Below are 11647 nucleotides of genomic sequence, written 5' to 3'. Positions count from 1 at the left end.
GGGGGGCGGGGCGGCCGCGCCGGCGGCCTGGGTCCGCGCCCCGCGGGGCGGCCCGCCCGGCGGGCCCGCGGCCGGGGCCCGCCCCGCCCCCCCCCCCCCCCCCCCCACGCCGTCGGATGGGGATCGACCCGTTCGGAAACCGTGCAGAGCCCGGCAGGAACCGGCGGGTTCCAGTCGGTTCGGCGTCGATGGCGATGCCGAACCGATCAGACCGGTGCCGAACGGGTCAGTACCGGCACGGCCGTGGCCAGGCCGGTACGGGCCGCAACTCGGCCCCCGGGGCCGGACCGGGCCCAGGCGCCCAGGTCAGCCCTTCGCGGCGGCGCACTCGCCACACGTACCGAAGATCTCGATCGTGTGCGCCACGTCCACGAACCCGTGCTCCGTGGCGATCGAGTCCGCCCACTTCTCCACGGCAGGGCCCTCGACCTCGACCGCCTTGCCACAGGTGCGGCAGACCAGATGGTGGTGGTGGTCGTCGGTGCTGCACCGGCGGTAGACCGACTCACCCTCGTCGGTGCGCAACACGTCGACCTCGCCGGCGTCGGCGAGCGACTGGAGGGTGCGGTAGACCGTGGTCAGGCCGACCGAGTCACCGCGGTGCTTGAGCATGTCGTGCAGCTCCTGCGCACTGCGGAACTCGTCCACCTCGTCCAGCGCCGCCGCCACCGCGGCGCGTTGCTTGGTAGCCCGGCCGCGTACTGGGGGACCCGCGGTCGCCACAGCTTCCTCCTCGGTTGCCTGCTCGTCACCCGCCCGGCGTCCGGCCGGACCACGTGCCAGTCTGCCAGGTGACGTGGCCGACACGAAGATGCCTTCCCGCCCCGCTCGTCACACGCGCGCCTCGTCGGTGACCGGTACGTGACTGGTGGGGACCTCCAAAGAGCACCCTTCCTCCGCCTGTGCCAACCGCCGCGCCCGGCGGCGCGCAAGGGGCGTTGCCAGCACCGTGATCACGGCGAAGACGGCGATCGCCAGGACGACGATGCTCGCGCCGGGCGGCACGTCCTGGTAGTAGGAATAGCTGGTTCCGGAGAGCGTCACCAGCACTCCGATCGTGACCGAAAGCGCCATCGTCATCCCGAAGCTGCGGGTGGCCTGCTGCGCCGCCGCGACCGGCACCACCATCAGCGCACTCACCAGCAGCAGCCCGACCACCCGCATCGCCACCGTGACGGTGACCGCCGCGGTGACGGCCAACAGCAGGTTCAGGAAGCGCACCGGCAACCCCGTCACCCGGGCGAACTCCTCGTCCTGGCAGATGGCGAACAACTGTCGGCGCAGGCCCAGCGTGATCAGCACGACGAAGGCGGCCAGCACGCAGATCGTCCGCACGTCCTCTTCGGAGACCGTGGTGATCGACCCGAAGAGGTACGACGTGAGGTTGGCGTTGGAGCCGGTGTCCGACATGTTGATCAACAGCACGCCGCCCGCCATGCCGCCGTAGAACAGCATCGCCAGCGCGAGGTCCCCACGGGCCTTCCCGTACCAGCGGATCAGCTCCATCAGCACCGCGCCGAGCGCCGCCACGCCCACCGCGGTCCACACCGGGTTGTTGCCGGTCAAAAAGCCCAGCGCGACACCGGTCAGCGCGACGTGGCCGATGCCGTCACCCATGATCGCCTGGCGGCGCTGGACCAGGTAGATGCCGACCGCGGGGGCCGTGATGCCCACCAGGACGGCAGCGAGCAGTGCCCGCTGCATGAAGGCGTAGTCGAGCATTTCCATCAGATCAACAGCCCCGTCCGGATCGGCTCCGCGGCGTCCGCGGCATGCGGGTGGATGTGGTCGTGGCCCGGCAGCGCGTGCTGGCCGACGGCCTGCGGCGGCGGCCCGTCATGCAGCACACAGCCGTCGCGGAGCACCACGGCCCGGTCGATGAGCGGTTCCAGGGGGCCGAGCTCGTGCAGCACGAGCAGCACCGTCACGCCCCGCGCGACCTGCTGCCGCAGCGCGTCCGCGAGCACCTGCTGACTGGCCAGGTCCACGCCGGCCATCGGCTCATCCATGATCAACAGCTCCGGCTCGCCGGCGAGCGCCCGGGCGATCAACACCCGCTGGTGCTGGCCGCCGGAGAGCGCGTTGACCGAGTCCTTGGCCCGGTCGGCCATGCCCACCAGCTCCAACGCCCGGTGCACGGCCGCCCGGTCCTCCCGCCGCGGCCAACGAAGCTTCGTACGGGCCAGCCGGCCGGCCGAGACCACCTCGCGCACCGTCGCCGGCACACCACTGGCGGCCGTGGTGCGCTGCGGCATGTACCCCACACGCGCCCACTGGCGGAACTTGCGCCGCGGCGTACCGAAGAGCTCCAGCTCGCCGCCGGTCAGCGGCACCTGCCCGACCAGCGCGCGGACCAGCGTGGACTTCCCGGAACCGTTCGCTCCGAGCAGTGCCACCACCTCGCCGCTGCGCACCGTGAGGTCCACCCCGCGCAACACCGGGCGTGAGCCCAACGAGGCGCGCGCCCCGCGCACCACCAGGACCGGCTTCTCCTGCTCGGCCGACCTCGGGGGGGCGGCGTCACTCGCAGGTGCGGGTACGGGTACGGGTGCGGGTTCGGTGGAGGCCGCTTCGGGCGCGTCGTGGGCCACCACGTCCGGCTCCGGGGCCTTGGTCGTACCTCGTCCGGACGCGTCGGGTATGCCCCCGGCGGGCCCCTCGCTTCGCTCGCTCGCCACGCCTGCCTCCGCCATGCTCGCTGGTCTCTCGCCTGTTGTTACGGGTGTTGTGGGGTGCTGTGGGTGTTACGGGTGCTGAGAACTGCTGTGAAGTGCTGTGGGCTGCCCTGACTGCCCTGACTGCTGTGGGGATCGGTGTCGTTGGGGTGGCGGTGGTGGTGCGGGCCGCCGTGACGGGTTGGTGCGGACAGGGGCGCTGGCCGCCGTCCCGTACGCCCCGCAGGCGCTGGCGCGCCGAGTGGGACGCCCGGCCGCCACCGGGGACAACCCCCGGAACCCGGTTCCCCTTCCCGGCCCCGTCTCGCCGGCGATCGGCCCACCGGTGACCGAAAACGATCGCTCGGGCACGGGCCCTCAGGGCCGCCCGGACCCGCCTGCCGGAGACCGGTCGGGCCAGGGTTGACCACTCGGGGTCGACCTTGGGTGCTGGTCATCCAGGAGGAGGGGTATCTGAGCCGGATCGCCCGAGCCGGATCACCCACGGTGGATCACTTGGCGCCGAGCGCCTCTTGCAGCGCGGCGAGGTTGGCCCGCATCACCGCGAAGTAGTCGTCGCCCTTGGACTTGTCGGTGATGCCTTCCAGCGGGTCGAGGACGTCGGTCTTGAGGCCGGTGTCCTCGGCGACGGTCTTCGCGCCCTTGTTGCTGGCCAGGGTCTCGAAGAAGACCGTGCTCACCTTCTCCTTCTTGGCGATCTGCTGGATGTCCTTGATCCGGGCCGGGCTGGCCTCGGCCTCGGGCGAGATGCCGGAGATCCCCTCCTGGTCCAGTCCGTACCGCTCGGCCAGGTAGCCGAACGCCGAGTGGGTGGTGATGAAGGTGTCCGTGGTGCGGTTCTTCAGGCCGGCCGAAAACTCCTTGTCGAGCGCCGTGAGCTTGCCGACCAGCGCGTCGGTGTTCTTCTGGTAGTCGGCCTTGTGGTCCGGGTCGGCCTCGGCGAGCTTCTTGCCAAGCCCCTTGGCGACCTCGGCGTACTTCGTCGGGTCGAGCCAGACGTGCGGGTCGCCGCCGGCCTCGCCGCCGTGGTCGTGCCCGCCCTCGTCCCCGTCCTCGTGGTCGTGCCCCTCGGCGCCGTGGTCGTGGCCGTGCACGCCGGCGCCGTGCTTCTCCAGCGAGGTCAGTTCGGCCGCGTTGACCTTGTGCTTGGCCTCGGACTGGCTGACGGCCTCGTCGACGGAGGGCTGGAGCCCCTTCAGATAGACGACGAGGTCGGCCTCGCTCAGTTCGGCCACCTGGCGCGGTTTGAGCTCCAGGTCATGCGGTTCGACGCCCGGCTTGGTCAGCGTGCTGACGTGCACATGCTCGCCGCCGATCTGCTTGGCCAGGAACTCCATCGGATAGAACGACGCCACGACCTGCGGCTTTCCGTCCTTGCTGGCTTTGTCGGAGCAGGCGGAGAGCGTGACCAGCGCGAGCGCGGTGGCCCCGACCATCGCGGTGGCGGGTATGAGGCGTCGTACGTTCATGACAGTCATTTTCAACTAAAGTGGAAACGATTGTCAACAAGGTTGGTTGAAGGCTGTCATCACTGGAACCGATTTGATCCCAGGGGTGTCGCCGCCGGTAATCTGGGGCATTCGCAGGGCCGCGCGGGCGAGTACCCGGCGGACCCCACACTGACCGCTTCGTCGTCGTAATGAAGAGAGCACCGTGGCCGCCGACAAGATCGACACCATCGTCAGCCTGAGCAAGCGCCGTGGCTTCGTCTATCCGTGCAGCGAAATCTACGGCGGCCAGCGAGCCGCCTGGGACTACGGACCGCTCGGCGTGGAGCTGAAGGAGAACATCAAGCGCCAGTGGTGGCGCTCGATGGTCACCTCGCGTGACGACGTCGTTGGTCTCGACTCGTCCGTGATCCTCGCCCGCGAGGTCTGGGAGGCGTCGGGTCACGTCGCCACCTTCACCGACCCGCTGACCGAGTGCACCTCCTGCCACAAGCGCTTCCGCGCGGACCACTTGGAGGAGGCGTACGAGGCCAAGCACGGCCACCTGCCGGCGAACGGCCTCGCCGACATCAACTGCCCGCACTGTGGCAACAAGGGTGGCTTCACCGAGCCCAAGCTCTTCTCCGGCCTGCTCTCCACCCACCTCGGCCCCACCCAGGACGCGGGCTCCCTCGCCTACCTGCGCCCCGAGACCGCGCAGGGCATCTTCACCAACTTCGCCGCCGTGCAGCAGACTTCGCGCAAGAAGCCGCCGTTCGGCATCGCCCAGCTCGGCAAGTCCTTCCGCAACGAGATCACGCCCGGAAACTTCATCTTCCGTACGCGTGAGTTCGAGCAGATGGAGATGGAGTTCTTCGTCAAGCCGGGCGAGGACGAGCAGTGGCAGGAGTACTGGATGGAGCAGCGCTGGAACTGGTACACCGACCTCGGTATTCGCGAGGAGAACATCCGATGGTTCGAGCACCCGGCGGAGAAGCTTTCCCACTACTCGAAGCGCACCGCTGACATCGAGTACCGGTTCAACTTCGGTGGCACCGAGTTCTCCGAGCTTGAGGGCGTGGCCAACCGCACCGACTACGACCTCAAGGCCCACTCGAAGGCGTCCGGCCAGGACCTGTCGTACTTCGACCAGGAGGCCGGCGAGCGCTGGACCCCGTACGTCATCGAGCCGGCGGCCGGCGTCAACCGCGCCATGCTCGCCTTCATGCTCGACGCGTACGTGGAGGACGAGGCGCCCAACGCCAAGGGCAAGCTGGAGAAGCGCACGGTGATGCGCCTCGACCCGCGCCTCGCGCCGGTCAAGGTCGCGGTCCTGCCGCTGTCCCGCAACCCGCAGCTCTCCCCGAAGGCCAAGGGTCTCGCCACCGACCTGCGCAAGAACTGGAACATCGAGTTCGACGACGCCGGCGCCATCGGCCGCCGCTACCGCCGCCAGGACGAGATCGGCACCCCGTTCTGCGTCACCGTCGACTTCGACACCCTCGAAGACAACGCGGTGACCGTGCGCGAGCGCGACACCATGAAGCAGGAGCGGGTCTCCCTGGACCAGATCCAGAGCTACCTGGGCGGGCGCCTGCTGGGCTGCTAGTGGCCCACTCGTACCACCTGTTTTCCGGCTAGGAGACGCCGGGCCGATGCGCTCTATCGGCCCGGCGTCTCGCCATTCCCGGGGCGCTGCCCGGCGGATCGCCTCCGCCGGCGTGCCCGTCCCTGCTGTGCCTGTTCCTGCCGGGCCGGGACCCGTCCGGGCAGACGGTAGTGCCCGGCCCGCTGTTGACCGGCCCGCTGTCGTACCCGTGTCGTACGCGTCTGGCGCTGTGTCTCCGCATCCGGCGGCGCCTTCCCGCCTCCGGTGGTACGGCCTTGTCGGTAGAGCCGGGCCACCTGGGTGGTGGGCGACCCGGCCCGCGGTGGGGTGCGCATCACCGGCGAAACGGGGTGACTCGGACGGTCGGCCGCATCGCACGACCAACCCGCCCCCGATCCGGGTACGTTGAGCCCCTGAACGTCCTGACGTCCAACAGGAGGACCCGAGGATGCTGGGTGCGGTCCTTGACGGCCGGTACACACTCATCGGGCGCATCGGCGCGGGCGGCATGGGCGAGGTCTGGCGGGCCCGGGACGAACGCCTCGCCCGCGACGTCGCCGTCAAGCTCCTGACCCTGCCCACCAGCGCGAGCGGCCCCCAGCGGGAACGGCTGCTCGCCATGTTCCTGCGCGAGGCGCGCGCCGCGGCATCGCTCGACAGCTCGTACATCGTCCCGGTCTTCGACCACGGACGAGCGGACGACGCCCCGTACCTGGTGATGCCGCTGCTCGCCGGGCGGACGGTGCGAGAACTCCTCGCCGCCGAAGGGCCACCGCCGCCGCGACGCACCGCGGACATCGCCGGCCAGATCTGCCGCGCCCTCGCCTTCGCGCACCGCGCCGGAATCATCCACCGCGACATCAAACCCGCCAACGTCATGCTGACCACCGAGGGCACCGTCAAGGTCCTGGACTTCGGCATCGCCAAGTTCATCGGCGCCGCGACCGACGGCGGATACCTCACCGGGACCTCCGACTCACCCGTCGGCACCCTCCAGTACATGGCCCCGGAACGCTTCACCCGCCGCGGCGACGACCGGCCGGCGGACGTGTACTCGCTGGGCTGCATGGTGTACGAGATGCTCACCGGCGCGCCCCCGTTCGACGGGGTGTCCGCCGTCGCCCTCATGCACGACCACGTGTACGAGCCCGCCCCACCCCTTTCGCAGCGGCGCCCCGACATCGGTGTGCAGTGGGACGGACTGGTGGCCCGCATGCTGGCGAAACCTCCAGAACTCCGCCCCACCGCCGAGGAGGCGTGCCGAGCCTTCGAGACGCTGACGGAACCGTCGGTGCCGCCCGAGCCGGCACCCGGCACCAGTCCGGCCCGGCCGCTGCTGCCACCGCCGCCGTCTTCGGCGCCACGCACGGCACCACACTCGGCGTCACGTTCGACACCGCCATCGACGGTGCCTTCGGTGGTTCCCGCTCCGGAACCCGGGGCGGATGCCACAGCCGTTCCGGAACCCGGGGCGAGTGCCGCAGCCGAACCACCGGTCGTTGACCCGGAGCACCCTTCGCCTCCGGCTCCGCCGGGCGGGGCTGGGGCCGGCGACGTCGTTGGGGGCGGGGCCGGGACTGGGGCTGGGGGTGTAGCTGAGGCTGGGGCCGGGACGCGGGGCCACCCACCGATGCCGACATCGCCCGTGCCCGCGCCGCCGGTGGCTGCACCGGCTGTCCCCGCATCATTCGCGCCCACTCCGTCGATGCCTGCGCCGGCCGCCGCCGCGCCGGCCTCGGCACGGCCCCCGGCCGCCGCGCCTGCTGAGCCAGTCGGCGCACCGGTTGCCACCCCGCTTGCCGCACCGGTCATCGCAGCCGCCCCGGCGGCCGGCGAACCCCCGCGGCGCCGCTGGTGGTTCGGGGCCGTCGCCGTCACGGCCGTCGCCGCTCTGATCGCCGCCCTGATGGTCCTCGATCCCTTCGGCGACGACAGCGGCACCGGAGGCGGCGGGGCGGGCCAGGGCGTACCCGCCGATCGAAAGAGCCGCCAGAAGCCGGCACCGGTGGCAGACGTAGCCCAAACGTCCTCGTTCACGGTAGGCAACGCCACCGACTCCCAGGGCCCAGCCCGCCCGGTCACCGATGCCCGCCGCGGGGGAGTGGTGCGGGTGGTGGAGAAGGGGGAGCCGTTCTCGTTGGGGAGGGGAAGGCCGTTCGGAGAAACTCTGAGCTCGGCTACCCGGCTCGTCTACCGAACACTCACGGGGCTCAAGACCGAACCTGATGGCACCGTAAAACTTGTCGGCGACATGGCCCGGGATTCCGGTCGTTCGTCCGCTGACGGCCGAACATGGACGTTTAAGCTCAAGCCGAACCTCACGTACGAAGATGGTTCCGCGGTGCGCCCGGTTGATTTTCGGCGGGCGATGGAGAAGGCGCTTGAGGCAGACAACAGGGGGAGTCAAGGAATTCTCAACAGATTGCTCGGAGTGGAGTTCGACGGTGCACTTGATGCGGGAACCTTCGAATCTTCCGACAATCTGACTGTCACGTTTCGCCTGGAGTATCCCTGCGCTGACTTCAATGTCCTGATGTCAGATCTGAGCCCTCTTCCGGAAGTGGGCGATGGAGGAGAGGTTCCGGCAACCGGACCGTACAAGATCGCCGCGCGACATCCCGAGGGGGTCTCTCTTGCTCGCAATGAAGAGTGGCGAGCTGAGTCTGATGCCTTGCGTACCGCGTATCCTGACCGCTTCGAAATCGAAGAGGGTGTGAGCGCGGGCGACGCGCGCTCTCGTGTGGCGAATGCTGCCGAGCGGGAGGCGATTGCGGCCCCCAGTATCCCGTTTGCTCAACAAGCAACAGATGAGGAATCGGGTTCGCTCGCTTGGACCACTGAGATTCCGGCGGCGCGTGTGGAGTCCTATGTGATCAACACGGAACGAGTCCGGGACGTGGCCGTCCGTAGGGCTATCGCCACCGTGATGCCCGTGCAGGAGGTACTCCAGGCGAGCGGGGAGCGCGGGAAGGTCGCTCACCACCTCATGCCGCCCGGGCTGAAGGGAAGCCGAGCATTCGACATCTACGGGGCTGGTCCTCACGGTAATCCGGAGAAGGCGCGGAGAATTCTTCGGGATGCCGGAAAGGTTGGTTTTCAGATTTCCCTTGGAAGTGCCGATATCGGCCCAGTTGAGCAGGCGGTCAAGGACGGTCTGGAAAGTGCCGGATTCCAGGTGCTCGTGAAGCGGATCGATCGTAGTGAACTTCCGTTTCCGCAAGATGGCGACTTTGATATTTTCGCCATGCGTCTCGGTGGGTATTTCCTGCCAGTCTCCTCCGCCAGCTTCTACCATCTCTTTGACGGTCGCCGAGGTCCGCCGTTTGTTATGAATATGGCGCAGCTCCGGAGCGCCGACGTCGATGCTGCGATCGACTCCGCCATAAGCGCAAAGACCATTGAGGAAGCGGGTGTCCTGTGGTCTGCGGTGGACCGTGAGGTCATGCAGCAGGCGGCCTTCATCCCGATGTACATCCGAGAGGAGACATACTTGAGGTCGCCCGTGTTGCAGGGCCTTCAGGCGGGATTGGGCGGCTTATCACTCCTCAACGCGTATGTGGAGTAGTGATAAGCCTTGGTCGCCCAAAACCTGCGGTGGCTGCTTTGGAGTCGGTCGCGTATAGGGAACACGGTTCCGCTACAGGTGCCTAACCGCCTGCCGCCCCAAGAATCCGGGGGGACGGCCGTCCTGCCTCCGTGGGTTGGCTCTCGCCGTGTCGCGCAACGGCGGTACTCGCGTTGCCGCTGCCCGCGCGATGTCTACGGCGCCAACCCCCGCACCACCAGATCCCTGACCGCCGCGAAGTCCGCATCGATGCCGGGGCGGGCCCACTCGGCGGCGTATGACGGGTTGTGGAAGCGGTCGGTTGCGTGGAAGACCGCTCGGGCCGTTATCGAGTAGTCCGTCTCGGGGGGCGCGAACTCGCCCTGGTCGTGGCCTGCTTGGAGGATCTTGGAGAGCTGGCCCACCAGGTCGTCGACGTGTTGGTCCACCACATTGCTGTTCTCGCCGGTCAGCACCATGTACGTGGCGAAGAGCTCCGGATCGTCCCCCGCCTTGTGCCGCTTCGCCTCGAACAGGGTCTCCAGCCACCGCTCCAGCCGGGTCCTGGCCGGGCCCCCTTCACTGGCGATGGAGTCCAGCGTCGCGGTGGCCCGGTTCAGCCAGCGTTGCGTGACCGCCTCGCGGAGCGCCGCCTTGCTCGGGAAGTGCCGGTAGACACTGCCGTGGCTGACACCGAGGGCCCGTGCCACGTCCACCACCGTGGCTTTGGCCGGCCCGTAGCGACGCAGCACATCCTCGGCGACGGCGAGGATGCGGTCCGGAGTCAGCGGCTCCTGATCGCGCGGGGCTGGCGGCATGGGGTCCCTACTTTTCGCTGTCGAGGTACGCCATCTGGTGAGCCGAGTAGCGTTCGCCGGCAGCGGCTCCGGCGGGTATGGCCTGCTCGATGGCGCTCAGATCGTCAGGGCTGAGCCTAACGTCTAGGGCCCCCAGCGATTCTGCGAGTCGCGACCTGCTGCGTGCCCCGATCAGGGGGACGATGTGCGCTCCGTGCCGCGGGGCCTGGGCTAGCACCCAGGCGGTGGCGATCTGGGCCACGCTCACGTCCTTGGCCCGGGCGAGGGCGCGCAGCGCTTCGACGAGGTCCAGGTTGCGGGCGAGGTTGGTCCCGGTGAAGCGGGGGTTGGTGGCACGGAAGTCGGTGGCGGGCAGCTTGCGGTCCTGCTGCCAGTGGCCGCTGATGAGGCCGCGGGAGAGGACCCCGTACGCCGTGATGCCGATGCCCAGCTCGCTACAGGTGGGCAGGATGGCGTCCTCGATGCCGCGGGAGAGCAGCGAGTACTCGATCTGAAGGTCGCTGATGGGGGCGACGGCCGCGGCGCGGCGGAGGGTGTCTGCACCGACCTCGGACAGTCCGATGTGGCGTACGTACCCTTCCTCGACCAACTCGGCGATGGCCCCCACGGTCTCCTCGATGGGGACGTTCGGGTCGACCCGGGCGATGCGGTAGACGTCGATGTGGTCGGTGCCGAGGCGCTGGAGCGAGTAGGCCAGGAAGTTGCGGATGGCGTCGGGGCGGCCGTCCTGGCTCAGGAACGCGCCGTCGGGGCCCAGCAGGGCGCCGAACTTCACGCTCAGCACGGCCTGTTCGCGGGAGCCGGGGCGGGCGGCGAGGGCGTCACGGATCAGCAGCTCATTGTGGCCCATGCCGTAGAAGTCGCCGGTGTCGAGCAGGTTGATGCCTGCCTCTAAGGCGGCGTGGATGGTGCTGATGGCCTCGGTGCGGTCGACGGGGCCGCCGTACAGGGCGGACATGCCCATGCAGCCGAGACCGAGCGCGGAGACCTGAGGGCCGGCGGTGCCGAGGGAGGTGGAACGCATGGCGCTACTCCAGGGGAGGTGCGAGCGAGGCAGGAGAGACGGGGAAGCTCGACGGCCCCGTGGGAGGGGCGGCGGCTTGCCGTTGCTATCGAGTATGCATGGCGAGATGACAGATTTCAATATCTGTCAGTCGATAGGGTGAGGGGTTGAGTGTGGCCTGGTGTTGCTGCATCGCCCCCGCGGTGTCTGCCTCTCGGGCCTGACGAATCCGCGCGCTCGGCGACTCTGCGCCTCTGCCTGCCAGCGCGCCCAAGGAATCCGTGTACCGTGTGCCGTCTGCCGTGTGTCAGAGCGCCCGTGTGCCCGCGTGGCGATGGGGTGGGCGGGGCCATCACACTCGTGCCGCCGACCGCCGACCGCCGACCGCCGACCGCCGACCGCCGACCGCCGACCGCCGACCGCCGACCTGTCCCCCACGCGCATCCATCGCCGCCCTCAGCTCCGCGCCCTGGTCCCCGCCCTGCCGCTCGCCGCGCCGCGCCTCATTACGCTGCGCCGCTTTGGGCGCATTGCCCCACCGCGTGAGCCCACCCTGCTGCCTCTCCCCACT

At 69.3% G+C, this 11647-nt stretch carries 8 protein-coding genes; 2 read left to right on the top strand and 6 right to left on the bottom strand.

Annotated elements, in window-relative coordinates; translation table 11 throughout:
• Positions 1 to 306: 306 nt before the first annotated feature.
• The 4 genes from AAHZ94_RS17990 to AAHZ94_RS17975 all read right to left on the bottom strand — a co-directional run bounded on the left by AAHZ94_RS17990 (position 307) and on the right by AAHZ94_RS17975 (position 4144).
• The gene (locus AAHZ94_RS17990; RefSeq protein WP_349993975.1) at positions 307 to 723 is read right to left on the bottom strand and encodes a Fur family transcriptional regulator; all 417 of its coding nucleotides are present in this window, start codon (positions 721 to 723) and stop codon (positions 307 to 309) included.
• A gap of 108 nt (positions 724 to 831) precedes the next feature.
• Positions 832 to 1728, bottom strand: coding sequence for a metal ABC transporter permease (locus AAHZ94_RS17985; RefSeq protein ID WP_349993974.1), 897 nt, complete (start codon positions 1726 to 1728; stop codon positions 832 to 834).
• Positions 1728 to 2480, bottom strand: a complete 753-nt coding sequence (locus AAHZ94_RS17980; protein ID WP_349993976.1) for a metal ABC transporter ATP-binding protein — start codon at positions 2478 to 2480, stop codon at positions 1728 to 1730. The genes AAHZ94_RS17985 and AAHZ94_RS17980 overlap by 1 nt, the downstream gene beginning before the upstream one ends.
• Positions 2481 to 3166: 686 nt before the next feature.
• Positions 3167 to 4144, bottom strand: coding sequence for a metal ABC transporter substrate-binding protein (locus AAHZ94_RS17975; RefSeq protein WP_349993973.1), 978 nt, complete (start codon positions 4142 to 4144; stop codon positions 3167 to 3169).
• 184 nt (positions 4145 to 4328) lie between these two features.
• On the opposite strand from AAHZ94_RS17975, the gene AAHZ94_RS17970 reads away from it, so the two are divergent.
• Complete coding sequence (locus AAHZ94_RS17970; RefSeq protein ID WP_349993972.1) at positions 4329 to 5711, top strand: glycine--tRNA ligase; 1383 nt, start codon at positions 4329 to 4331, stop codon at positions 5709 to 5711.
• Positions 5712 to 6159: 448 nt separating this feature from the next.
• A complete protein-coding gene (locus tag AAHZ94_RS17965) occupies positions 6160 to 9276 on the top strand; it encodes a protein kinase domain-containing protein (protein ID WP_349993971.1) in 3117 nt (1038 codons plus the stop codon).
• A gap of 194 nt (positions 9277 to 9470) precedes the next feature.
• On the opposite strand, the gene AAHZ94_RS17960 is transcribed toward AAHZ94_RS17965, so the two are convergent.
• Positions 9471 to 10073, bottom strand: coding sequence for a TetR/AcrR family transcriptional regulator (locus AAHZ94_RS17960; protein ID WP_349993970.1), 603 nt, complete (start codon positions 10071 to 10073; stop codon positions 9471 to 9473).
• Positions 10074 to 10080: 7 nt separating this feature from the next.
• Positions 10081 to 11097 carry an aldo/keto reductase gene (locus AAHZ94_RS17955; protein ID WP_349993969.1) on the bottom strand — a complete coding sequence of 339 codons (1017 nt, stop codon included), beginning with the start codon at positions 11095 to 11097 and terminating at the stop codon, positions 10081 to 10083.
• Positions 11098 to 11647: the final 550 nt, after the last annotated feature.

The organism is Streptomyces sp. HSW2009 (assembly GCF_040240285.1).
Taxonomy (GTDB): Bacteria; Actinomycetota; Actinomycetes; order Streptomycetales; family Streptomycetaceae; genus Streptomyces.
The sequence above is the reverse complement of the archived record's forward strand: the minus strand, read 5'-3'. Positions and strand labels throughout refer to the sequence as shown.

Coding starts and splice junctions, on each gene's coding strand:
- AAHZ94_RS17985 (WP_349993974.1), bottom strand. CDS start 1,728: ATGGAAATGCTCGACTACGCCTTCATGCAGCGGGCACTGCTCGCTGCC.
- AAHZ94_RS17960 (WP_349993970.1), bottom strand. CDS start 10,073: ATGCCGCCAGCCCCGCGCGATCAGGAGCCGCTGACTCCGGACCGCATC.
- AAHZ94_RS17955 (WP_349993969.1), bottom strand. CDS start 11,097: ATGCGTTCCACCTCCCTCGGCACCGCCGGCCCTCAGGTCTCCGCGCTC.
- AAHZ94_RS17975 (WP_349993973.1), bottom strand. CDS start 4,144: ATGAACGTACGACGCCTCATACCCGCCACCGCGATGGTCGGGGCCACC.
- AAHZ94_RS17965 (WP_349993971.1), top strand. CDS start 6,160: ATGCTGGGTGCGGTCCTTGACGGCCGGTACACACTCATCGGGCGCATC.